Genomic DNA, 22,743 nt, shown 5'->3' with positions numbered 1-22,743 from the left:
GTCACAGCCGTGACGGCCACTCGGTCAGGAGACAGCTTTGGAGAATTCCCAGGACAGTGCCCGCAGAAAGCAGGTTCGCTCTGCGGGGATTGCTTCGATCACCGGATGGGCGATGGATCTCTACGATCTGACGATCATCCTCTACCTCGCCCCTACAATCGGGCCGCTTCTGTTCCCTGCACACAACGCAACGCTCCAATTGACGTTCGTCTACGCGTCGTTCGCAGTAACGCTCCTCTTCCGCCCTCTCGGTTCTGCGCTGTTCGGCGCCTACGCCGATCGCAACGGTCGCAAACAGGCGATGATGTTCGCGATTCTGGGTGTCGGGTTGTCGACAGCATTCATGGGAGCGGTTCCGACGTACGCGACCATCGGATTCGCTGCGCCGATCCTCTTCCTCGCCTTGCGCGTCGTGCAGGGAGTGTTCGTCGGCGGCGTTGTCGCGTCGACGCACACACTCGGAACCGAAACTGTCGCAGCCGAACACCGTGGACTGATGTCGGGCCTGGTCGCCGGCGGCGGCGCCGGTGCCGGTGCCGTGGTCGCGTCCCTCGTGTACTTCATCGTTTCGGCCGTTGTCCCCAGCGAGGACTTCGCCGTGTACGGATGGCGCGTGATGTTCTTCACCGGCCTTCTGACTGCGGCGTTCAGCTTCTACATCTACCGGCGCACCGAGGAATCGCCCTTGTGGCAGGGGAAATCGGCGGCGCCGACGGCCCGGAAGTCGCCCCTTCGAGTCATCTTCGGATCTCGCTACCGCAAGACGACGCTGCTCAACATCGCCCTCGCCGCAGGCGGAGCAACCGCGTACTACCTCACGGTTGGATTCTTCCCGACCTTCTTCGGCGCGAACCTGGGTATCGCCAAGACGACCTCGGCCATGATTCTGATCATCGCCAATGTGGGCGTCATCGTGGGCGGAGCCCTGGGCGGGCACCTCAGTGACCGAATCGGCCGGCGCGCTGTCTTCCTGTGGTTCGGCGTGCCCAACGTGGTGCTCCTCCCCCTGCTCTACCTGTGGCTCTCGTCGCTGAATTCGGGCTCGCTCGCGCTGGTCACCGTCATCTCGACAGCGATGGCCGTGATCGTCATGGCAGGCTCCGCGCCGGTGCTGATCTTCCTCAACGAGCGCTTCCCCACCGAGATTCGGGCGACGGGCACCGGGCTGAGCTGGAACATCGGCTTCGCGATCGGTGGAGTCATGCCCGCGATCGTGACGGCCGTCAGTCCGAGCGTCAGCGACATCCCCGTCCGACTTGCCATCGCCATCACGGTCGCCGCGGTTGTCTTCCTCGTGGCGGCACTGAGTGTGCGCGAGACCCGACACCTCGGCCTCGGCGAACAGGATGACGCCCAATCGTCCGAAGCCGCCGCGGTCGTGACCGGCGACCGCGCCTGACACCCCCCGATTTCATCACCACCGTCACCTTCCAAGTGCAGGAGCACGACATGCCTATCATCAACGTCAACCACGCCAGCCCACTGACTGCCGAGCAGGTCGAGGCCCTGATGGAGGGCTTGACCGACGTCTACACGTCGGTCACCAAGTCGAATCCCGCGGCCGTCCACGTGCTTGTCCAGCAGGTCCCCAAGGACCGCTGGGCCGTCGGGGGCGAAAGCCTGTCCAAGCGCCACGCACAGTCTTGACGAGCACCGTTCTGCTGCACCAGGAAAGGACGGAATAGAACTCGTGGAACTCACCGCGCCCCACTCGGAACGACCGACCGTTGTGCTGCTGCACAGCCTCGGCACGGATCACCGACTCTGGCGTCATCAAGTCGATTTCCTGACAACGCATTACGAGGTATCTGCGCCGGACAGCCGCGGACACGGCAAGTCGCCGCGGACCGGCGCGGTGAGCATCGACGCCTGGACCGACGACCTCCACGGAGCGATCGAGGAACACGGCCCCGTCCACCTGATCGGGTTGTCCATGGGAGGGCTGCAGGCCATCGCCGTTGCCGCGAAGCACCCCGAATTGGTCCGTAGCGTCACTATCGCCAACTCGTTCGCGCGACTCCCGATCGAGGTCGCCGACGCCCGCATCGGCGGCTTCGAGGAGTCGATCACCCGCGACGGCATGGCCGCCTTCGCAAAGGAATACCTCGACCAGACACTGACGCAACCACTCGACACCTCCGACTACGCGGCTCTCTACGACGCGATCTCCACAATGACTGCCGACGACTACCTCGCGTCCGCGACGGCGACGTTCCGCGCCGACGTCGTTCCGCTGCTGGGCGCGATCACCTGCCCCTCGCTCGTCGTCACAGGCGAACTCGACGCCAAGATTCCGAGTGAACGTACGGCCGAGATCGTCGGTGGCCTCCACCACGCGCGGCACGAAGTCGTTCCCGGCGCCGGCCACCTGTCGTGCATCGAGAACCCCGCCCACTTCAACGCGGTGATCGCTTCGTTCCTCGCGCGTGTCGACGACCGCGCCACCATCGACTAGAAAGCATGCGCATGACCACAACGATCATCACCGGGGGCGCCAGCGGCATCGGCCGGGCCGTCGCCGACGAACTGCGCAACGACGGGCATCGCACGATCGTCATCGACATCGCACAACCGCCCGCAGAGGAGTTCGCCGACCTCTATGTCAGAGCCGACCTGAGCACCGAGGAAGGTATTTCCACAGTGCTCGAATCCCTTGCTGGGCAAGAGGTGAACAACCTCGTTCACTGCGCCGCCATGGGACAGTGGTCGTCTTTCCGCGACACCCACCGCGAGGTTTGGCAGCGAATCCTGCGTACGAACCTCGAGGGAACGATCGCCCTCACCCAGGCGGTGGTACCGCTGATGCCGCGGGGATCGCGGATCGTGCTCTTCGCCTCCGGCACCGTCTTCAAGGGTCCTCGAAACCTCTTCGCCTACGTCGCATCGAAGGCCGGCGTCATCGGCTTCGCCCGTTGCCTGGCAGACGAGCTCGGCGACGACGAGATCACGGTCAACGTCGTCAGCCCGGGCATCACCGCCACTCCCATGATCGCGGACATGGCCCACACCGAAGAGAGCAACATCGCCAGCCGCGCGCTCAAGCGACGGGCCTACCCGGAGGACATCGTCGGCCCGGTGAAGTTCCTGCTCGGCCCGGGCGCCGCCTTCGTCACCGGCCAGACCCTCTGCGTCGACGGCGGCTCGGTCAAGAACTGACAGCCCCCTGCACACTCTCGATCTTTGTCAGAGAACGGAAACCAACCATGTACGAAAAGAAGTCGCTCATCGCCGACGGGTTCCACACCACCTACATCGAGGCCGGTACGCCCGACAAGGACACGATCGTCCTCGTCCACGACGGTGGTTTCGGGTCCACCGCCGAACTGTGTTGGTCCGAGATGATCCCGCACCTCACCGATCGTTTCCACGTTCTCGCCCCTGACCTGCTCGGGTGGGGTGGCACGGACAAGGCTGTCTTCCTCGACCGGCCGCCGTACGCGCCCCGCGTCAAGCACATCGCGGCCTTCTGCCGGGAACTCGGCGTCGAGCGGGCGCACTTCGTCGGAGCCTCCTTCGGTGGATCGATGGTCATGCGCGCGGTCTCCGACCCGACCGACCCGTGGCCGGTCGACCGCGCGGTGAGCATCTCCGGCACGGGCGGGCCGTACCGGCTGCCCGAGGGCATCGCCGCCCTGGCGGACTACACGCCCAGCCTCGAGGATGCCGCCCGAATGACCGGATACATGGTGCGCAGCCTGGACGGAATGGACGAGCACATCCGACAGCGGTTCGAGAACAGCCTCATTCCGGGGCACTGGGAAGCGATGACCGCGCCTCGACTGAGCAACCCTGCCGTCGAGCGAGGCCAGAACGCCGACCCGTTCCTCGAGCTCTGGGCAGGGACACAGATCCCCGTGCTTCTCATCGAGGGCACTCGGGACGAGCTCCTCGAGTCGGGGTGGTCGAAGAAGCTTGCGGACCTCACCCCGAACGCCCACGCGGTCGAGATCGACTACGCGCACGAGCCCAACATCGACGCGCCGGCGGAGACCGCTAGCCTCATCGTCAACTTTCTCACTGGAGCTCTGGCATGACCCCCACGACACTCGCCGCGAACGAGGTGCACCCGCCCGAAGTCGCTCAGCACGGCCACTACGACGCTTGCCTGCCGATCGTCGAGGACGACGACTTCCTCGAGCAGGCGGTGCAGGACGCGGAGCTGCCGGCTCTGCTCGCCGCCCTGGCGCTGGCAAACGCCGACCCGTCGCTGCTTGCCGACGAACTCCGGCCGCCGCTGCCGCCGATGGACTCGGTGATCGCGCCACAAGGAGGGATGTCCGTCGAGGCCCAACAGCTCGCCCGCAAGGTCGCCGTCGACGCCCTCAAGGCCTTTCGTGATCGAGGCTCCGCCCCGGCGGCGCCGCCGTCCGAGGAATTCCTCGCACGCATCATGCGCTTTCTGACCAAGGATGCCAGCGACGACTACCTGCCACTGCTGCGCCACGAACTGGGCATCCCGAACGACTACGGCGCCCCGGCCTGGAAGAAGTCGGAGGTTGCCCCCGACATCGACTTCAGCGTCGCGATCATCGGCGCCGGAATCTCAGGGATGGCCGCCGCACACCGATTGCAGCAGGCCGGGATCGACTACACGATCTTCGAGAAGAACACCGAGGTCGGCGGAACCTGGTGGGAGAACGTCTACCCCGGTTGCCGACTCGACACCCCGAACTTCGCCTACAGCTACTCGTTCGCACAGAAAGCTGATTGGCCACAGCAGTTCTCGGTCCGCGACGAGATCGAGAACTACCTGCAGGACGTGGCGACCAACTTCGACCTGCGACCCAACATCGAGTTCGGGACCGAAGTGACTTCGCTGTCGTTCGACGACGGCAGCGGAACCTGGACCGTCACCACCGAGTCGGTGGACGGCACTCGCCGAACCCGGCAGGTGAATGCGGTCATTACCGCTGTCGGACAGCTCAATCGGCCGAACATCCCTGAGATCCCTGGACTCGACTCCTACGCCGGACGCTGGTTTCACTCGTCGCAGTGGGACACATCGGTGGATCTGAGTGGGCTGCGGGTGGCAGTGGTCGGTACCGGCGCGAGCGCGTACCAGATCGTTCCCTCGATCGCGGACACAGTGACGCACCTGAGTGTCTTCCAGCGCAACGCACCGTGGATGCTTCCCACACCCACCTACCTTGCGGATATCCCCGCCGGTATGGCCTGGCTGCTGCGTCACGTCCCGCACTACGGCCGGTGGTTTCGCTTCTGGCAGTTCTGGATTGCCGCCGAAGGACGTCTGCCGTTCGTCGAGGCCGATCCGGAGTGGACGGAGAAGGAGAGCACCTCGGCGAAGAATGCGGAGCTACGGCGGCAGCTGCTGGCTCATCTCGGCAGGCAGCTCGAGGGTCATCCCGACCTGCTGGAGAAGATGACCCCCAGCTACCCGCCGGGCGCCAAGCGGATGCTCCGCGACAACGGTGCGTGGAGCGCAACCCTCATGCAATCGCATGTCGATCTCGTCACCGACGGCATCGAGGCCATCACCCCGACGGGGATTCGCACTGCCGACGGCGTCCTGCACGAGGTCGACGTCATCGTCTTCGCAACCGGATTCCGCGCTTCCGACTACCTGGAACCGATCATCATCACCGGACGCAACGGTAAGAACCTCCACGAGTCGTGGGCCGGCGACGCCAAGGCCTACATGGGTGTCACAGTCCCGTCCTTCCCGAACCTCTTCATGCTCATGGGGCCCAACACCGGCGTCGTCGTCAACGGCAGCTCCCTGTACATGGCCGAGTGCGCAGCCGAATACACAGTCGAGTGTCTCAGTGAACTCCTGCGTGCGCGAAAGAAGACCATCGAGCCGCATGTCGACGCGATGGAAGAATTCTGCGCACGGGTGGACGCGGGAAATCGCCTCCGCGCGTGGGGCGTCGCCGACGTCCATACCTGGTACCGCAACCGATTCGGCCGTGCCACCCAGGTCTGGCCGTTCTCGCTGCTCGAGTTCTACCAACGGACGAGGACCCCCGACATGTCTGCGTTCGACCTCACGGGCGAGTTCCGATGACCACGGCAAACATGAGCAGTGCGGACAACAGTACGGCCCTGCGGACCGGTCCGATGCCGGCCACGTTGCGCGTGGAATCCCGCGATCAGGTTTCCGCCGATGTCGTGGCGCTGACGCTGGCCGATCCTCGCGGCCAGCGCCTTGCACCATGGACACCCGGGTCGCATATCGATCTGATCCTTCCCAACGGGATGTCGCGCCAATACTCTCTCTGTGGGGATCGCTGGGACACCTACCGCTACCGGGTCGCTGTTCTGAACGAGGCGAACGGACGCGGTGGATCGCGGTGGATTCACGAAAACCTCCGCGAGGGCGACGTGCTCGGCTTCGGTGGACCGAGGAATCAGTTCCCCTTGGTTCCCGCAGACCGCTACGTGTTCATCGCCGGCGGCATCGGCATAACGCCGATGATCCCGATGATCGAGCAGGCGGTGCGGACCGAGCGGCCGTGGCGCCTGGTGTACGGCGGCCGGAGTCGGCAGTCGATGGCATTCCTCGACGATCTCGAAAGGTTCGGCGACCACGTGCACTGTGCGCCGCAGGACGAGGTCGGTCTGCTCGATCTCGACGCGGCCCTGGCCGATGTGGAACCCGGAACCAAGGTGTACTGCTGCGGGCCAACGGGATTACTGGAGGCAGTCGAAGCTGCCTGCCGGCACCTGCCGCCGTACACACTGCACACGGAGCGGTTCACGGCATCGGCAACAGAATCGTCACAGGACCGACCGTTCACACTCCGACTCCTGCGATCGGGCACCGACATCGATGTCCCGCCCGGGGTGACCGCTCTCGACGCACTCGCCGACGCGGGAATCGGAATCCTCTCGTCCTGCCGCCAGGGAACGTGCGGAACCTGCGAGGTCACCGTGGTCGACGGAGTGCCCGATCACCGCGACAGCGTGCTCAGCGAAGTAGACCGACAAGCGGGCGACTGCATGATCTCGTGCGTCTCGCGAGCGCAGACCGAGCGCCTCGTCCTCGACTTGTAACCACAGTAGATCGGACCATGTGATGCCAGCACAGCTTGCACCCGTTACAGAACTGGATATCGACCCCTACGCGCTCGAGCACCTCCTCGACCGATCACGGGTACAGCAGGAGATCCGGGAGACAGCGCCGGTCGTCTACCTCAACGCCTACGGCGTCTACGCAACCGGACGCTACGACACGATCCGGGAGGTGTTCGCCGACTGGCCCCACTACCAGGTGGGCGCCGGGGTGGGCCTCTCCAACTTTCACACCGAGGTGCCCTGGCGGCCGAAGGCGAATCCGACGGAGACCGATCCTCCCGAGCACGACGCTCCCCGAAGGGTGCTCACCGAAGTCCTCGGCATGAGGGCGCTGCGGCGGCTGCGTGAGCACTGGACCGAGGAGGCCGAAGAGGTCGTCGATCGGGTTCTCGCGCGCGGCCCGGAGATCGACGCCATGACGGACCTGGCTTCCGCCTTTCCGCTGAAGGTCTTCCCCGACGCCGTCGGTCTTCCCCCCGAGAACCGGGACAACCTCCTCGCGTACGGCGACCTGGTCTTCAACGCCTTCGGCCCGCAGAACGAGCACTTCCATCGCGGAGCCGCGCGGCTGTCCGAGCTGTCGCAATGGGTCACCACTCTGTGCCAGCGCGAGCGTCTGAGCCCCGACGGGTTCGGTGCCCGGATCTGGGAGGCATCCGACCGCGGAGAACTGACGGCGGACCAGGCGCCGCTCGTCGTTCGCTCGCTCCTGTCAGCCGGCATCGACACGACGGTCCACGGTGTCGCTGCGATCCTGCACGCCTTCGCGACACATCCGGACGAATGGCAACGACTACGCAGCGATCCCCAGCTGGTTCGTCGAGCCTTCGACGAGGCCGTCCGCTGGGCATCACCACTCCAGTTCGTCTTCCACACGACGGCGGAGGCCGTCGAACTCGAAGGCGTCGAACTGGGAAAGCACAGCAAGATCATGCTCGTGATCGGCGCCGGCAACTCGGACCCGCGGCGATGGGAGGACGGGGATCGCTTCACCCTCACGCGCGACCCCTCCGGCCACATCGGTTTCGGGATGGGTCTTCACCAGTGCGTGGGCCAGCATGTCGCACGGCTCGAGGCCGAAGCTCTCCTGACCGTCCTGGCCGCGAAGGTGAAATCGATCGAATTGGCCGGCACTCCCGAGCGGGGAGTGAACAACACATTGCAAGTCTGGAAGACCCTTCCGGTGCGGCTATCCGCCTGATCCAGTCGCCCCTCTACAGCCGCAGCTCCGGACCGGACAGCATGGCCAGCAGACATGCAGTCTGGCAGCACCACCCCCGTCCGGCACGGAGCAGCGGGGAGGTCGATCGCAGACGCGATCCGGCCAGGGGAAGCGCCGACGCGACCAATCGGCCTAGCCCACCGCCGACAGCTCCGGCACGGCGACCGGATTCCCCGCCGCATCCTCCCGCAGTGCGGGGCGCCTGCGGAGCCGAATGTCGACGCGCTGACCCACCGGAGTCTCGGTGGCCAGGTGCGAGGGCAGATCGATGAGCACCGGGCGCTCATCGACGTCCGTCCGGACGGTGACGCGCGTGGTCGATCCCATGAACAGGTGCCCCACCACCTCGCCGGCACCGGACACGCTGGGCTCACAGCTGAGGGCCTCGGGACGGACGAACAGTCTGTCGGGTGCGTGCAGGCGGTGCGGTTGCCACAGACTCGGGACGGGGGCACCCCGCGGAATCTCCAGCACATTGGTCGTTCCGACGAACGTGGCGACGAACTCGTTCGCCGGATCGTTGTACAGCGTTGCGGGGGAGGCGATCTGCTCGATCCGTCCGGCGCGCATCACGGCCACCCGGTCGGCCATCGCCAGCGCTTCCTCCTGGTCGTGGGTCACGAAGAGCACCGTCACCCCGAGGCGCAGCTGGATCTGCCGGATCTCGTCGCGCAGCGACGCCCGCACCTGGGCGTCGAGCGCGGAGAGCGGCTCGTCGAGCAGCAGGATGCCCGGACTCGTGGCCAGCGCCCGGGCCAGCGCCACCCGCTGCTGCTGGCCACCGGAGAGCTGCGCGGGATAACGATCGCCGAATCCGGACATGCCGATGATGTCGAGCAGCTCGCGCACCCGGGCGGTCTTCTCGGCACGGGACGCCTTCCGCAGCGACAGCCCGTACGCGACGTTCTGCGCGACCGTCAGGTGCGGGAACAGACTGTACGACTGGAATACCATCCCGATGCCGCGGCGATGTGCCGGAACGCCGGTCACCGGCTTGCCCGCCACCTGCACGGTCCCGGTCGACGGCGTCTCGAAACCCGCGAGGATGCGCAGCGCCGTGGTCTTCCCACAGCCCGACGGACCGAGGAGCGCGACGAACTCGCCCGGCTCGATCCGGAGATCGAGGCTGTCGAGAACGGTGTTGTCACCGAATCGCTTGGTGACATCCAGATATTCGACCTCGGAGCCGGAACGCGGGCTGAAGGGGTTTCTCACGGCTGTACCTTCCTGGCTTTCGTGGCGCGAGTTGCACTGAGCATGACGACGATCATCAAGGCCCAGCTGAGCAGGGTGACGAGCAGTGACAGCGAGATGGAGCTGCGGAAGTTGTTGCCGGCCAGCGTCAGCAGCTCGACGGACAGGGTGTGGTAACCCAGGGTGGCAGAGATGGTGTACTCCGCCAGACCTGCGGACAGCCCGAAGAACAGGCAGAACCACAGGGCCGGAATGATGTTCGGCAGCAGAACGGTGACCAGCGCGGTCCGCGTCGGGGCGCCGAGGCTGCGTGCGCCCTCCATCAGGGTACGCAGCGGGACCGCCGTCAGGGCGGCGTCGAGAACCCGGTACGTGAAGGGCAACAGCACCACGATGTAGCTGCCGACCAGCACGATCGGGAAGGTGGGGTTCTGCAGGAACTGGCTGATGGCGGCCGGGACGGATCCGCGGCCGAAACTCGCGCCGAACTTGAGCGTCGCGGTGATCCCCGCGACCAACGCGATGCCCGGGATCACGAGCGGCAGAGTGCAGATCACCTCGACCAGGGTGCGGAACCGGGGCGCCCGCAACTGGACGTAAACCATTGTCGGCACCAGTAGCCCGACCAAGCCGGCCACCGCGACCAGCGACAGTCCCACCGAGAACACCAGCGCCTTCATCACTCCGCTCGAGGAGAAGGCGTCGGCGTACGCGGCGAAGGTCCAGCCCCGGTTCGGCATCCAGACGCTGTAGTGCATCGAGGCGATCATCGGCACCGCCAGGTAGAGCGCGACCAGTCCGATCAGTCCCCACGCCGCCACCCGCGGAATCCGCGACGGTCTCCGCCGCCCCGAGGAGGGCGCGTCGGTCGGATCCGGAACAGGATCGGTGACCGGCGGAACCACCACGGGCGCCTGCACGGGGCGCTCGTCTACGACAGCCATGCCCGACTCCTTCGTTGCAACGGCAGGTACACCAGCAGCGTCACCGCCGCGATCAGCACCAGGTTCACACTCATCGCCATCGCCACGTTCTCGAGTCCCACGGCGTTGCCACCGGACAGGGCGCCGGCGATCTTGAGGGTGATCAGCGAGAAGTCGGCGCCTCCGACCAGGGCCGCGGCCGAGACGTGGGTGGCCAGCGAGGCCCCGAAAAGCAGCACGAACCCACTGGTGACCGCCGGCAGCACGATGGGGACACCGACCGTGCGCCAGAACTGCCACGGCGTCGCCCCGAGAGCGGCGGCGGCATCCTTCCACTCCTGCCGCAACGCAGCCATCGTCGGGTAGCTGACCATGACCATCGTCGGGATCAGAAAGTATTGGTACATCAGCACCAGCCCGGTCGCGCTGTAGAGGCTGAAGGACGTCTCGTTCAGGTCGAACAGGTTGGTGACGACACCGGTGGTGCCCAGCACGACGATGAACGAGAACGCCAAACTGACGCCGCCGGAATTGGCGAGCACGCTCGCGAGCACGGTCGTCACCTTCTGCAGGCGATCGGAACCGGTGTACACGATCGCCTGGGTGAGCAGCACCCCGATGACCGTGGCGATGGCGGCGGCGACCAGGCTGACGCCAAAGCTCGTGAGCATCGCGTCGGCGGCAGATCCGGTAAAGCTTGCCCGAAAGTTGGCCAGCGAGAAGACTTTCGACCTCGGATTGTCGGGGTCGGTGATCAGGAAGGCCGAGACGACGAGGCCGACGAGGGGCAGCCCCAGGAAGACGGCGGAGAACGCGAGGAAGGGGATCAGGCCGGATATCCCCTGCAGTGCGGCCGGAAGCCGGCCCACCCGAGGCTGCAGACTCATCGGTTGACCATCTTGTCCCAGTTGGCGCTCAGGTCCTTTCGGGCGGCCTCGCGCTGGGCGTCGGACGCCAGCACAGCGGTCCCGGTCACCGGCGGGAGTGCCGCCTCCGCGGCCGTATCCAGGGTGCCCGACGCCCGCATCTCGTCCATCCGGGCCGGGCGGGTCTTGCCGGCGAGGAAGATGTTCTGCCCCTCGTCGCTGAAGATGAACTCCATCCACAACCGCGCGGCGGCGGGGTTCGGGGCGTCAGCATTGATCGAGGCAGCGTAGTACTCCGACCACAGGGCATCGGTCGGCACGTGGACCTCGAACGGGATACCGGCGGCCTTCAATTCCTCCGCGGAGGCGATGTTGGTGTAGTCCCACGCCACCACGATCGGGGTCTCGCCACGCTCGATCGTGCCGGTGTTCGGTGTCACCGGGGTCTGGTTGCCGTTCCGCACGAGCGAACCGATGAACTCGATACCGGGAGTGATGTCGTCGAGGGATCCGCCGTTTGCGAGCGACATCGCCCAGACCGCATTGAACTGCATGTTGCCGGTCTGCGGGTCCTCGAGCGCGGCCACCTGACCGCGGTACTGCGGGTCGGCGAGCGCGGCGAACGTGGTGGGGCAGTTCTTCACCCGGGAGGCGTCACAGCCGATGCTCATGTAGCCGCCGTACTGGCTGGTCCACTGCCGGCTCTCGTGATGCATGGAGTCGGGCAGTTCGGCCGCGCCGACCGGGGTGTAGGTGGCCAGCAGTCCCTTGGCGGCGGCCGCGTCGGCGAACGGGATGCCGGTGTCGAGGTAGTCGAGCGAACGATCCTGTCCGACACGCTGTTCGATGGCGTTGACCTGATCCTGGCTGGTGCCCTGCGAGGTGTCGTTGACGACCTCGATGCCGTACTTCGCCGAGAAGGCGTCGATCAACTCACCGTAGTTGGCCCAGGTGGGGTACAGGCCCATGACATTCAGGGTGCCCTCGGCCTGGGCCGCCTCGATGAGGGCGTCCATGCCACCACCGGCTTCCGCCGACTCAGCGGTACGCCAGACGTTCGACGAGTCGTCGGAGGAAGTGGAGCAGCCGGCCACGGAGAGGGCCACCGCCGCAGCGAGTCCGACGAGGAGTGACCTCGGGTACTTCATTGTTCTTCTCTCATCTTCGAATGACGTCGGGCACGCGATCATCAGACCGCGACGGGGACACGGCCGGAATCGAGCACATGTTCGGCGAGGCCGAACGCTGTGGTCATACCCGTGCCGTTGGTGACGCTGACGTAGCGGACCCCTGGGGTGGGCTCCGCAATCAGGAAGTCCGCCTTTGTAGACGAGGCGTACTCGCCGGTCCAGCGTCGGCGCACGGTCAGCTCGGCGCCGAGGAGCTTGCGGAACTCGCGCAGCAGTACGTCGTCGACGGCCTCGTCCCGGAACGGATCGTGGGTGTGCCCGTACACGTGGGTGTCACCGACGACGAGCCGGCCGTTGGGGCGCTGCGACATCTTGAGGTTGACCAGGAGCTCGAACAGGTCCGGCGTGGTGCGTTCGATCCGCGCTCGGACCTCCTGCGCCGCAGCACATCCGCTCAGCCCCTTGTAACGCAGGACGGACAGCCCGGTGAGCAGCACCGGGTCGAAGTGCGAGCCGGCAGGGCAGTCGAGCTCGAGCATGTGCAGGGAACAGCGCTGCAGGTCGATGTCCTCGGCGGTGGCCGGGCTGAGCATGTCGGTGTCGTGTCCGACGGCAACCACGATCTCGACGGCGCGGATCTCGCCGCGACTGGTGTGCACGACGCCCTCGTCGACCCCCGTGACATTGGTCCGGTAGCGGAAGTCGACCCCCTGCTCGGCCAGGTACGCGGCGAGTGCGGGGATGGCCTCGGGCGAGTTGATGCGCACGTCCTCGGTGAAGATGGCGCCGCCCAGCAGCGCCGGATCCTTGATCGAGGCGTGCCGGGAGACGCCGGCCGGGTCGAGCAGCTCGACATCGCCGTCCCGTTGGGAGGCGAACTCCCGCAACAGCTCCACTTCGTCGTCGGCTCGGGCCACCACGAGCGTGCCCAGCTCCCCTACCCAGAACCCTGCGCGGCTACCGAAGTCCAGCCAGTGCCTGCGCCCGGCCTTCGCGAACGCCAGACCCTGGTCGCTCTGCGCGGTGATGCCCACGTGACCGAAGTTGCGGATCGATGCACCAACCGGCCGGTCGTGCCGTTCGACGACCACCACGCTCATCCCGCGGTCCACCGCGAGCGCCGCGTGAGCGAGGCCGACGATACCGGAGCCGACCACGGCGAGGTCGTACTCTCGTGAGAGTGCTTGAGACATAATTCTTCTCAGCCCTGGATCCGGTGGGACTACACGCCCAGGAGCGCGGGCAGGTCCTGCACATCGCAGACGTCGGTGTGCGGGAAGGTTCGCAGCAGTTCGACCGGCTGCGCACCGGTGCTCACCGCCACGACGTAGCGGGCGCCGGCATTGGTGCCCGAGAGCAGATCCAGCTCGGTGTCGCCCGCCGACAGCACCTGCTGCGGATCGTCGATACCGAAGACCTTCATCGCGTGCTGAACCAGGTCCGGGGCAGGCCGGCCGGCAACGACGTCGTCGGCGGTCACCACGAGGTCAACGGTGTGCTCCGGCCCCTCGCCGACCGTCCAACCGAGATTCTCGAGGATCAGCGCCACGATGGAGCGACTGAAACCGGTGGTGAGCGCGACGCGGATGCCGTTGGCGCGCAGGCGCGTCAACGCCTCCTCGACGCCGGGAAGCGCCTTCGGCGGATGGGCCTCGTACGCCGACACCATCTCGGCCCGGAAGTCCTGGTACATCCGCTCGACGGCCTCCGCCGAGGAGTCCATGCCGAACTCGTCGAGGAAGGCCCGGATGGCGTCCCGCTTGTTCGCACCCATCGCCGACCGCAACTGCTCTTCGCTGAGCGTTGTCCCGATCGCGGCCTCGACGGTCTTCTTCAACGATGCGTACACGGCACCGCCCTCGTCGATGGTGGTGCCGGCCATGTCGAGAGCAACGAGCGAGAGCAAGGGAACTCCTGAAGTTCGAGGAAAGAAGCCTGGGGAACAGGCTTTTCGCGGTACGCGAGAAAAGCTAAGGGCCGGAGGTGGACCGAATGGTCCCTCTCCGTGGAGCTTCGGCGACCGCGAGGTGAACATGGGGCGAAACCGGGTGCAAAATCTACGATTTCAGGTATGCGAGGATCAGCGGAGTGAGTTCGGTGGGTTCGATGCGGTCCGGCCACTCGACGTCGGGGCCACCGAACCGGTAGGTGACGACGAAGGACAGTCGTTCCTCGTCACTGTCGCCGCCGTGCCCACCGGAATCGAGATGGCCGTGGTCGGTGGTGACGACCACGAGCCAGTCCTCGTCCAGGGATTCGGCCCTCGCCGCGATGCACTCGGTCAGGGTCCGTAGGTGGGAGTCCACGTACGCGAGGGCCTTGTCGTACTCGTCGGACCGGGCGCCGTGGAGATGGCCGGCGTCGTCGGCGGAGCAGAAGTAGATGAAATTGACGTCCGACCCCTCGTTGACGAGCATCCATCGAGCCTGACCCATGATCTGGGCGTCGGCCTCCGGGTACCCATTGGTCTCCCCGTCGCGGACCACGACGCGATGCAGCCCAGCGACCGCCTGCTCGCGGCGCTCGTGAACCACCGGTCCCAGCCCTCCAGCGTCGACGAGCGGCGGCCAGCTCGCGGCGGCAAAGGTGGTCGTCGACTGGTCGGCGTAGAACGCGCGGCTCAACAGGTCCGGGTGCGCGGCCAGACGCTTCCCGACGAAGCTGTTGTCGAGCACCCCATGCTCCGTGTACGAAGCTCCGGTCAAGATCGTCGACCAACTCGGCCCCGACATGGTCGGGGGTTCGATCCGCATCTGGTGCCGACGGCCCGCGGCGGCGAGCTCGGCGAGCCACGGCATACCGCGCTCCTCGAGCGCGATGTCCCCGCGCACCCCGTCGACTCCGAACAAACACACCTTACGACGCACGACACCACCGCATCCGATAGACAGAACCCCGGAGACACGTCGCACCGGGGCATGAGGAATCGCCCGAATCGGGCATGCCGAGACTCGCAGTCACCGTTGTCGGGGCCTGTACGCCGGAGTGGCCCGGTGGTGAACATCCGTTGGACAACGGTCAGTGGCGCTACCTAACGCCGCCGCCACGCCCCCGGGTCAGCGGTCAGTTCGGAGACGAAGTCGGGCAACACGTCGGTGGCGATGTCGGCGATGGTGACGCCCTCGAGCACGGAGCGCAGGTTGACGCGGACGGCGATCCACACCCGCTGCAGGGATTCGGCGGGCCCGTCGTACGTGACGTCCTCGGGCCGTTCCCCGCGCACGGACGCGAGCGGGCCTTCGAGGGTGCGGATGACGTCGGCGACGGCGATCTCGGCGGCGGGGCGGGTGAGCCGGTAGCCGCCGTCGGGTCCGCGCCTGCTGCTCACGAGCCCACCGCGGCGCAGGTCGGCGAGGACGGATTCGAGGAACTTGTACGGAATGGACTGCGCGGTGGACAGCGCGTCCGCCTTGACGAGGTCGGGGCCCGCGGCCGCCAGTTCCACCAGTGCACGCACCGCACAATCGACCCGCGCCGTGATGTGCACGCCGCCCCCTCACCGTATCCGTCACCGTCTCGTCGACGACGACGTTACCCACCACCGAACCGCACGTGACCCGCGTCACTCCGCCGAGTAGATTCTCGGTCAGGTGCCTCGACGGTCATCCGGTGCACCCGAGAGCTCGGAGGAGACATGTGGGAGACCCTCACCGCAGCGTGGGGATCGCTGCTCGAACCGCTCGGTGATCCCGTCACCCTGGCGATACCGGCGTTCCTCGTGTTCCTCGGGCTCGAGTGGTTCGCCGCCCGCAAGCTCGAGGAGACGGACATCCGGGACGGGCGCGCCCACCCGCCGAGGGCCGGCTACGAGTTCCGGGACGCGCGCGCGTCGATCTCGATGGGCCTGGTGTCGATCGCGACCACCGCGTTCTGGAAGTTCCTGGCGCTGACCGGCTACTCCGCGATCTGGGTGTACCTCGCGCCGTGGCACCTACCCGCGGACGAGTGGTACACGTGGGTGATCCTGCTGGTCGGCATCGACCTGCTGTACTACACGTATCACCGGATGGCCCACCGGATCCGGCTGATCTGGGCCACACACCAGGCGCACCACTCGAGCGAGTACTTCAACTTCTCGACCGCCCTGCGGCAGAAGTGGAACAACAGCGGCGAGATCCTGATGTGGATCCCATTGCCGCTGATCGGCATTCCGCCGTGGATGATCTTCGTCGGATTCTCGGTGAACCTGGTGTACCAGTTCTTCGTGCACACCGAGCGGATCGACAAGCTGCCGCGACCGATCGAGTTCGTGTTCAACACCCCATCGCATCACCGGGTCCATCACGGCTGCGATCCCGAGTATCTGGACCGCAACTACGGCGGCATCCTCATCGTGTGGGACCGACTCTTCGGCACGTTCCGGGCCGAGAAACAGCGACCCACCTACGGTTTGACCACGCCGGTGGGCACCTACGACATCTGGAGACTGCAGACCCACGAGTACGCCGCGATCGGACGTGACGTCCGCGCCGCGTCGACGTGGCGGGAGCGGCTCGGCTACGTATTCGGGCCGCCAGGGTGGGCGCCGTCAGGCGTGCGCCAGGCTCACCAGGAAGTCGACCGTACCGTGGTCGTCGACGGTCACGAATCCCAGTGACGGCGGGGTGATTCCGTAGTCCGACCAGGTGACCGGGATATTGCCCGACGCGACGAGCGTGTCACCGGAGTGCAGCACCTTCACGTCCACTGTCACGGGACGGGCCTGGCCCCTGAGCGTGAGTGTCCCCGTCACCGGCACCGTCGCGGCCGTTCCGTCGGCAGGCAGCGAGGCGAGGTCGACCGGAGCGGCGAGCGTGAACGTGGCCGTGGGGTACGCGGCGGCGTTCATGACGTTGCCGCGAAACTGGCCGTCGCGGCCCGAGTTGTCGGTGGCGATGTCGGCGACCTGCACCACCACCTCGGCGGCCGTCATCTTCTGATCCGAGATGCTGACGGCCCCGGTGACCTGATCGGTGGTCCCGACGACGGTCACCCGCGCGCCGTTGAGGATCTCGGACACGGTGTATCCGGCGGCGGTCTCGTTGGCGCCCTCTCCGCCCGACACGATCCACTGCCCGTCCACCGACCCCGACGCGGGCCGGGCGCCCTGGGTCGAGACGCTCGCCGCCGGGGCGTCGTCCTCGGCGATGAACTCGCCGTAGATCCACGGTCCCGCGAGCACGGCCGCGAGCAGCACCACGACGACCGCACCACCGATGAGCCACCATTTCTTCACCGGCACAGCGTATGAGCACGCCGGGGCAGGCGCCACAGCTACGTCGCCGCCCGGTGTGGTCTCGTATCCAGAATCCCGCACCTTTGCCCCATCGAAATCACCCGTCGAATCATCCGTCGACTCCCGAATCGGAACACTCCGGACATGATTCACTCGACAAGACCGACAGGCACTGCAGATCGAAAACCCATAAAGACCAAGCCGGACATCACCGAACCCCGCCGAGGGGCGGTCACGGGGAGGACAGATCTCAATGGAAACGATTCGCGACGTCACGTTCGATCTTCTGCGAAAACTCGGAATTACCACGGTGTTCGGAAATCCCGGATCGACCGAGGAGACATTCCTGAAGGACCTGCCGAGCGACTTCAGGTACGTCCTGGCGTTGCAGGAGGCCTCGGCCATCGCCATCGCCGACGGCTACGCGCAGGCGACCCGCTCCCCCGCGCTGGTCAACGTGCACACGTCGGCGGGAATCTCGAACACGATGAGCAACATCATGACTGCGGCGCTCAATCGCACACCTCTCATCGTGACCGCCGGAAACCAGACCCGGGAAATGCTCCTGATGGAGCCGTGGCTGACGAACGTCGAGCCCGAAATGCTGACGAAGCCCTGGGCCAAGTGGAGCTACCAGCCGGTGCGCGCCGAGGACGTGCCCGCGGCGTTCATGCGCGCCTACGCGATGGCGATGCAGCCGCCGGCCGGTCCGGTCTTCCTGTCGATCCCGCTGGACGACTGGGACAAGCCCGCGGCGAGCACCCCGGTGGTTCGTTCTGTAGCGACGCGGATCGGACCGGATCCGGATCGGCTCGAGGAGTTCGCCCGTCGCCTGTCCGCCGCGAAGAACCCGGTGCTCATCTACGGCTCCTCGATCGCCCGCGGTGACGGTTGGGCGCAGGCGGTGGCGCTGGCGGAGAAGCTCGGTGCACCGGTGTGGGCTGCGCCGTCCTCGGAGCGCCCGCCGTTCCCCGAGAACCACCCCCAGTACCGGGGCGGCCTACCGTTCGCCATCGGGCCCCTGTCGGAGCGGCTGGCGGGCCACGACGTCGGAATCGTCATCGGGGCACCGGTGTTCCGCTACTACCCGTATGTTCCGGGCGATTACCTGCCGCAGGGGATGTCGCTGCTGCACGTCACCGACGACCCGACCGAGGCGGGAAAGGCTCCGGTCGGCGACAGCCTGCTGTGCGACGCGGTCCTGGCCCTCGAGGGCCTCCTCGAGCGGGTCGAGGAGAAGGCGCCGAGCGGTCCCGTCGATATGAATCCGCACCGCATGGCCCCGCACCCGGCGGCGCTCGTCGCGCCGTCAGGCGACGTGCTGACCGCGCTCGAACTGTTCGAGGCCATCCGATCCGTCGCCCCCGACGACACCGTCCTGATGGAGGAGTCGCCGTCGAACCTCGCGGAACTGCACACCGCGTGGCCGATCGTGAAGCCCGACTCGTTCTACACTGCGGCGAGCGGCAGCCTCGGCTGGACCCTGCCGGCCAGCGTGGGTGTCGCACTCGCGGAACGCGATTCCGGCCGCAACCGCCCGGTGGTGGTGATGATCGGCGACGGCTCCTTCCAGTACGCCCTTCAGGCGTTGTGGACCGCCGCCGCCCACGAACTGCCGATCCTCTACGTGGTTCCACGAAACGCGGAGTACGCCATCCTCAAGGCGTTCGCCGAGTTGGAGGAGACGCCGGGAGTGCCGGGACTCGACATTCCGTCCCTCGACTTCGTCTCCCTCGGTGAGGGATACGGATGTGCGGGCGAGCGGGCGGCCAACGCGACCGAGGTACAGGTCGCGGTCAAGGCTGCACTCGCACGCTCCGGCCCCACGGTCCTGGAGGTTCCGATCGCGGCGACGGTCCCGCCACTGCTGTAGCCCGGTCCGGACTCCTCGATCGACTACCCGAACCCGATCCACTACGACGCGCCGCCGTGAGCGGCGACCCACGGCCACTTCGACATTCGAGGTGGTACGCGCCGAGCCGGTGCCGATTGTTCACCGAATCGTCTCATCCGAACCCTCCAGGAGGAATCGTGTCGAAGAAGCCTGATGTGCTCACCGATCCGTTGCGAAACAGGGGTACCGCCTTCACATATCAGCAGCGTGAGAAGCTCGCGCTGATCGGACGTCTCCCCGCGGCGGTGGAGACCCTTGATGAGCAAGCTGCGCGCGCCTACACCCAGCTGCATTCTTTCGAGACCGATCTCGAGAAGTACGACTACCTGAGCGCGCTACACAACCGTAACGAGGTTCTCTACTAGCGAATCATTCTCGACCACCTCTCCGAGACGCTGCCGATAATCTACGATCCCGTGGTCGGCGACGCGATCAAGAACTGGAGCCAAGACTACCGTCAGTCGAGGGCCGTCTACCTTTCTGTTGACCGGCCCCAGGACGTCCGACCGTCGTTCGAGACCCTGGGCTTCGGACCGGACGACATCGACTTGATCGTGGTCACGGACGCGCAGGAGATCCTCGGTATCGGCGACTGGGGGGTGAACGGCAGCGAGATCTCCGTCGGCAAGCTGGCCGTATACACCGCGGCGGCCGGAATCGATCCGGCGCGCGTATTGGCGGTGCATCTGGACGTCGGCACCGACAACGAGACATTGCTGAACAGCCCGGCGTACCTGGGAAACAGGCACGCCCGGGTGACCGGCGACCGCTACGACGCCTTCGTCGACCTCTACCTGGAGACGGCCGCCGACCTGTTCCCACACGCGCTGCTGCACTTCGAGGATTTCGGTCCGTCCAACGCGCGTCGGATCCTCGAGAAGAACCGCGACAAGTACCGCATCTTCAACGATGACAATCAGGGCACCGGTGCGATTGTGATGGCCTCGGTGTTCTCCGGCCTGAAGGTGACCAAGCAGAGCTTCGCCGAGCAGCGTCTCGTGGTATTCGGGGCAGGCACCGCCGGCACGGGCATGGCCGACCAGATCGCCGCCGCGATGGTTCGCGAGGGCCTCAGTCTCGCGGACGCCCGGTCTCGGGTGTGGCTGGTCGACATCAACGGCTTGGTCACCGACGACATGGCCGACCTCCCGAACTACCAGGCGCCATATGCGCGGCCGGTCACCGAGGTGGCCGGTTGGGCACGCACCATAGGCGGCAAGATCGACCTACTCACCGTCGTGAAGGAGGCCGAGCCCACGATTCTGATCGGGACCTCGACCGCGCACAACGCGTTCACCCGCGACGTGGTGGAGGCGCTGTGCGCCAACGTCGAGCGCCCGATCCTGCTTCCGCTGTCGAACCCGACCGAGCGCATCGAGGTCATGCCCGTCGATGCCATCGCGTGGTCGAAGGGCAACGCCCTGGTCGCCACCGGCATCCCGGCTGACCCGGTCCCCTTCGAGGGTGTGGACTACGCGATCGGCGAGGCCAACAACGCCTTGCTCTACCCCGGCCTGGGGTTGGGCACCATCGTCTCCGGCGCCACCCAGGTCACCGACGGCATGCTGCTCGCCGCCGCCGAGGCCGTCGCCGGCCAGGTCGACCCCAGCGCCCGCGGCGCCTCGCTGCTGCCTCCGGTCGACAACCTGCGCGCCTCGTTGGCGACCGTCGCGGTGGCGGTGGCCAAGCAGGCCGTCGCCGAGGGCGTTGCCACCAAACCCGTTGCCAACGTGGTCCAGGCCGTCGAGGACGCGATGTGGCAGCCGGTCTACCGTGACGGTGATGCCTGATGGGCGCGCCCGCGACCAACTCGCCCGAGATCCTCGACCTGCCGATCGGCCTGCAGGCCGGCGGCACCCGGCACGAGACCGACTCCATGGGCGGCATCGACGTCCCCGCCGACCGGTACTGGGGCGCGCAAACCCAGCGCTCCCTGGTCCACTTCTCCATCGGCAACGATCGGATGCCGCACGAGGTCTACCACGCCTACGGCTACGTGAAGAAGGCGGCTGCACTGGTCAACGGCGCTGCCGGAAGGCTGCCGGAGTGGAAGTCCACCCTGATCGCGCAGGTCGCCGACGAGGTGATCTCCGGCGCCCTCGACGACAGCTTCCCCCTGTATGTGTGGCAGACCGGCTCCGGCACACAGTCGAACATGAACGTCAACGAGGTGATCAGCAACCGCTCCATCCAATTGGTGGGCGGCGAGCTGGGGGCTAAGACGCCTGTGCACCCGAACGACCACGTCAACATGGGGCAGTCCTCCAACGACACCTTCCCGACGGCAATGCACATCGCCGTCGTCAAGGAACTCAACGAGCGGCTCATCCCCGCGCTCGAGTCTCTACTCGAGGCCTTCGAGTCGAAGGCCGACCAGTGGCGAGAGGTAGTGAAGATCGGTCGCACCCATCTCGAGGACGCGACCCCACTGACCGTCGGACAGGAGTGGTCCGGTTATGCGATGCAGATCCGGCAGGGACTCGAGCGCCTGAAGGCCGACATGGAGGGGCTCTACGAGCTCGCCATGGGCGGGACCGCCGTCGGCACCGGCCTCAACGCGCCGCCCGGCTTCGACTCCGAGGTGGCCGCGAAGATCGCCGAGCTCACGGGCTACGCATTCCGGACGGCAGAGAACAAGTTCTCGGCCCAGGGCGGGTTGGACGCGATGGTCGGAGCCAGCTCGGGGCTGCGGGCGCTGGCGGTGCCGCTGATGAAGATCGCCAACGATATCCGCTGGCTGTCGTCGGGACCCCGGTGCGGGATCGGCGAGCTGGTGCTGCCTGCGAACGAGCCCGGCAGCTCGATCATGCCCGGCAAGGTCAACCCGACGCAGTGCGAGGCGCTGGTGATGGTCTGCATCCAGGTGCTGGCGGAGGATTCGGCGGTGGCGCTTGCCGGGACGCAGGGCAACTTCGAGCTCAACGCCATGCGCCCGATCATCGTCAACAATGTGCTGCACTCGGCGCGGATCCTGGGCGACGCCGCGGTGAAGTTCCGCGAGTTCTGCATCGAGGGTGCCGAGCTGAACCGCGACCAGATCGACAAGTACGTTGGCAACTCGCTGATGCTGGTCACCGCGTTGTCGCCGGTCATCGGCTACGACAAGGCGTCGGCGATCGCCCACAAGGCCAACGACGAGGGCACCACGCTGCGCGAGGCGGCCCTGGCGACCGGCTACATCGACGCCGCCGAGTTCGACAAGGTTGTGGACCCGCGGCAAATGGTCGGCATGCCCTGATAGGACATTGGCCACTCTTCGAAACG

Annotated in this window: 22 protein-coding genes; 13 read left to right on the top strand and 9 right to left on the bottom strand. The window is 66.5% G+C overall.

Features of this window, described 5'->3' with window-relative positions; genetic code table 11:
• Positions 1 to 37: 37 nt before the first annotated feature.
• From ABTV10_RS01740 to ABTV10_RS01705, 8 genes are read left to right on the top strand one after another with little or no spacing between them, the layout of a single operon-like run.
• Positions 38 to 1,399 (top strand): MFS transporter, encoded by a 1,362-nt coding sequence (locus tag ABTV10_RS01740; protein WP_499032120.1) that lies wholly within the window; start codon positions 38 to 40, stop codon positions 1,397 to 1,399.
• 50 nt (positions 1,400 to 1,449) lie between these two features.
• Positions 1,450 to 1,647 carry a tautomerase family protein gene (locus tag ABTV10_RS01735; RefSeq protein ID WP_499032118.1) on the top strand — a complete coding sequence of 66 codons (198 nt, stop codon included), beginning with the start codon at positions 1,450 to 1,452 and terminating at the stop codon, positions 1,645 to 1,647.
• Positions 1,648 to 1,690: 43 nt separating this feature from the next.
• A complete protein-coding gene (locus tag ABTV10_RS01730; protein WP_499032117.1) occupies positions 1,691 to 2,455 on the top strand; it encodes an alpha/beta fold hydrolase in 765 nt (254 codons plus the stop codon).
• An 11-nt stretch (positions 2,456 to 2,466) separates the two neighbouring features.
• The gene (locus ABTV10_RS01725) at positions 2,467 to 3,156 is read left to right on the top strand and encodes an SDR family NAD(P)-dependent oxidoreductase (RefSeq protein WP_499032115.1); all 690 of its coding nucleotides are present in this window, start codon (positions 2,467 to 2,469) and stop codon (positions 3,154 to 3,156) included.
• Between the two features lie 47 nt (positions 3,157 to 3,203).
• On the top strand, positions 3,204 to 4,034 hold the full coding sequence (locus ABTV10_RS01720; protein ID WP_127917084.1) for an alpha/beta fold hydrolase: 831 nt from the start codon (positions 3,204 to 3,206) through the stop codon (positions 4,032 to 4,034).
• Positions 4,031 to 6,025: a flavin-containing monooxygenase gene (locus ABTV10_RS01715; RefSeq protein WP_499032114.1), complete on the top strand. Its 1,995-nt coding sequence runs from the start codon at positions 4,031 to 4,033 to the stop codon at positions 6,023 to 6,025. The genes ABTV10_RS01720 and ABTV10_RS01715 overlap by 4 nt, the downstream gene beginning before the upstream one ends.
• A gap of 11 nt (positions 6,026 to 6,036) precedes the next feature.
• On the top strand, positions 6,037 to 7,014 hold the full coding sequence (locus tag ABTV10_RS01710) for a PDR/VanB family oxidoreductase (protein ID WP_499032113.1): 978 nt from the start codon (positions 6,037 to 6,039) through the stop codon (positions 7,012 to 7,014).
• Positions 7,015 to 7,036: 22 nt separating this feature from the next.
• Positions 7,037 to 8,236, top strand: a complete 1,200-nt coding sequence (locus tag ABTV10_RS01705; protein ID WP_499032111.1) for a cytochrome P450 — start codon at positions 7,037 to 7,039, stop codon at positions 8,234 to 8,236.
• A 153-nt stretch (positions 8,237 to 8,389) separates the two neighbouring features.
• Here ABTV10_RS01705 and ABTV10_RS01700 read toward each other — a convergent pair whose 3' ends face one another.
• From ABTV10_RS01700 to ABTV10_RS01665, 8 genes are all read right to left on the bottom strand, one after another.
• On the bottom strand, positions 8,390 to 9,472 hold the full coding sequence (locus tag ABTV10_RS01700; protein WP_499032110.1) for an ABC transporter ATP-binding protein: 1,083 nt from the start codon (positions 9,470 to 9,472) through the stop codon (positions 8,390 to 8,392).
• A complete protein-coding gene (locus ABTV10_RS01695; protein ID WP_499032109.1) occupies positions 9,469 to 10,395 on the bottom strand; it encodes an ABC transporter permease in 927 nt (308 codons plus the stop codon). The genes ABTV10_RS01700 and ABTV10_RS01695 overlap by 4 nt, the downstream gene beginning before the upstream one ends.
• Complete coding sequence (locus tag ABTV10_RS01690) at positions 10,383 to 11,261, bottom strand: ABC transporter permease (RefSeq protein WP_433609270.1); 879 nt, start codon at positions 11,259 to 11,261, stop codon at positions 10,383 to 10,385. Before ABTV10_RS01690 ends, ABTV10_RS01695 begins: the two co-directional genes overlap by 13 nt.
• Positions 11,258 to 12,388: an ABC transporter substrate-binding protein gene (locus ABTV10_RS01685; RefSeq protein WP_433609268.1), complete on the bottom strand. Its 1,131-nt coding sequence runs from the start codon at positions 12,386 to 12,388 to the stop codon at positions 11,258 to 11,260. Before ABTV10_RS01685 ends, ABTV10_RS01690 begins: the two co-directional genes overlap by 4 nt.
• A gap of 41 nt (positions 12,389 to 12,429) precedes the next feature.
• Complete coding sequence (locus ABTV10_RS01680; RefSeq protein WP_433609266.1) at positions 12,430 to 13,563, bottom strand: TIGR03364 family FAD-dependent oxidoreductase; 1,134 nt, start codon at positions 13,561 to 13,563, stop codon at positions 12,430 to 12,432.
• Positions 13,564 to 13,592: 29 nt separating this feature from the next.
• Positions 13,593 to 14,276, bottom strand: coding sequence for a phosphonatase-like hydrolase (locus tag ABTV10_RS01675; protein ID WP_499032106.1), 684 nt, complete (start codon positions 14,274 to 14,276; stop codon positions 13,593 to 13,595).
• A 151-nt stretch (positions 14,277 to 14,427) separates the two neighbouring features.
• Positions 14,428 to 15,219: an alkaline phosphatase family protein gene (locus tag ABTV10_RS01670; RefSeq protein WP_433609262.1), complete on the bottom strand. Its 792-nt coding sequence runs from the start codon at positions 15,217 to 15,219 to the stop codon at positions 14,428 to 14,430.
• Between the two features lie 182 nt (positions 15,220 to 15,401).
• Positions 15,402 to 15,857, bottom strand: a complete 456-nt coding sequence (locus ABTV10_RS01665) for an RrF2 family transcriptional regulator (RefSeq protein ID WP_499032104.1) — start codon at positions 15,855 to 15,857, stop codon at positions 15,402 to 15,404.
• Positions 15,858 to 16,004: 147 nt separating this feature from the next.
• Here ABTV10_RS01665 and ABTV10_RS01660 point away from each other — a divergent pair, with 147 nt between their 5' ends.
• The gene (locus tag ABTV10_RS01660) at positions 16,005 to 16,967 is read left to right on the top strand and encodes a sterol desaturase family protein (RefSeq protein WP_499032103.1); all 963 of its coding nucleotides are present in this window, start codon (positions 16,005 to 16,007) and stop codon (positions 16,965 to 16,967) included.
• Here ABTV10_RS01660 and ABTV10_RS01655 read toward each other — a convergent pair.
• Positions 16,899 to 17,585 carry a YceI family protein gene (locus tag ABTV10_RS01655; protein ID WP_499032101.1) on the bottom strand — a complete coding sequence of 229 codons (687 nt, stop codon included), beginning with the start codon at positions 17,583 to 17,585 and terminating at the stop codon, positions 16,899 to 16,901. The two genes, ABTV10_RS01660 and ABTV10_RS01655, sit on opposite strands and share 69 nt — an antisense overlap.
• A gap of 253 nt (positions 17,586 to 17,838) precedes the next feature.
• Here ABTV10_RS01655 and mdlC point away from each other — a divergent pair, with 253 nt between their 5' ends.
• The 4 genes from mdlC to fumC all read left to right on the top strand — a co-directional run bounded on the left by mdlC (position 17,839) and on the right by fumC (position 22,717).
• Positions 17,839 to 19,458 (top strand): benzoylformate decarboxylase, encoded by a 1,620-nt coding sequence (gene mdlC, locus ABTV10_RS01650; RefSeq protein ID WP_499032100.1) that lies wholly within the window; start codon positions 17,839 to 17,841, stop codon positions 19,456 to 19,458.
• Positions 19,459 to 19,616: 158 nt separating this feature from the next.
• Positions 19,617 to 19,844: a hypothetical protein gene (locus ABTV10_RS01645; RefSeq protein ID WP_499032099.1), complete on the top strand. Its 228-nt coding sequence runs from the start codon at positions 19,617 to 19,619 to the stop codon at positions 19,842 to 19,844.
• Between the two features lie 3 nt (positions 19,845 to 19,847).
• A complete protein-coding gene (locus tag ABTV10_RS01640; protein ID WP_499035112.1) occupies positions 19,848 to 21,269 on the top strand; it encodes an NAD-dependent malic enzyme in 1,422 nt (473 codons plus the stop codon).
• Positions 21,269 to 22,717, top strand: coding sequence for a class II fumarate hydratase (gene fumC, locus ABTV10_RS01635; RefSeq protein ID WP_433609250.1), 1,449 nt, complete (start codon positions 21,269 to 21,271; stop codon positions 22,715 to 22,717). The genes ABTV10_RS01640 and fumC overlap by 1 nt, the downstream gene beginning before the upstream one ends.
• Positions 22,718 to 22,743: the final 26 nt, after the last annotated feature.

Origin of the sequence: Paraburkholderia sp. RHO2 (assembly GCF_050955445.1) — a bacterium.
Lineage (GTDB): Bacteria > Actinomycetota > Actinomycetes > Mycobacteriales > Mycobacteriaceae > Prescottella > Prescottella agglutinans_A.
Note: the sequence above shows the minus strand (reverse complement) of the source record. Positions and strands in the feature narration are given on the sequence as shown.

Coding starts and splice junctions, on each gene's coding strand:
- ABTV10_RS01710 (WP_499032113.1), top strand. CDS start 6,037: ATGAGCAGTGCGGACAACAGTACGGCCCTGCGGACCGGTCCGATGCCG.
- mdlC (WP_499032100.1), top strand. CDS start 17,839: ATGGAAACGATTCGCGACGTCACGTTCGATCTTCTGCGAAAACTCGGA.
- ABTV10_RS01695 (WP_499032109.1), bottom strand. CDS start 10,395: ATGGCTGTCGTAGACGAGCGCCCCGTGCAGGCGCCCGTGGTGGTTCCG.
- ABTV10_RS01705 (WP_499032111.1), top strand. CDS start 7,037: ATGCCAGCACAGCTTGCACCCGTTACAGAACTGGATATCGACCCCTAC.
- ABTV10_RS01680 (WP_433609266.1), bottom strand. CDS start 13,563: ATGTCTCAAGCACTCTCACGAGAGTACGACCTCGCCGTGGTCGGCTCC.
- fumC (WP_433609250.1), top strand. CDS start 21,269: ATGGGCGCGCCCGCGACCAACTCGCCCGAGATCCTCGACCTGCCGATC.
- ABTV10_RS01660 (WP_499032103.1), top strand. CDS start 16,005: ATGTGGGAGACCCTCACCGCAGCGTGGGGATCGCTGCTCGAACCGCTC.
- ABTV10_RS01685 (WP_433609268.1), bottom strand. CDS start 12,388: ATGAAGTACCCGAGGTCACTCCTCGTCGGACTCGCTGCGGCGGTGGCC.
- ABTV10_RS01720 (WP_127917084.1), top strand. CDS start 3,204: ATGTACGAAAAGAAGTCGCTCATCGCCGACGGGTTCCACACCACCTAC.
- ABTV10_RS01690 (WP_433609270.1), bottom strand. CDS start 11,261: ATGAGTCTGCAGCCTCGGGTGGGCCGGCTTCCGGCCGCACTGCAGGGG.
- ABTV10_RS01735 (WP_499032118.1), top strand. CDS start 1,450: ATGCCTATCATCAACGTCAACCACGCCAGCCCACTGACTGCCGAGCAG.
- ABTV10_RS01715 (WP_499032114.1), top strand. CDS start 4,031: ATGACCCCCACGACACTCGCCGCGAACGAGGTGCACCCGCCCGAAGTC.
- ABTV10_RS01725 (WP_499032115.1), top strand. CDS start 2,467: ATGACCACAACGATCATCACCGGGGGCGCCAGCGGCATCGGCCGGGCC.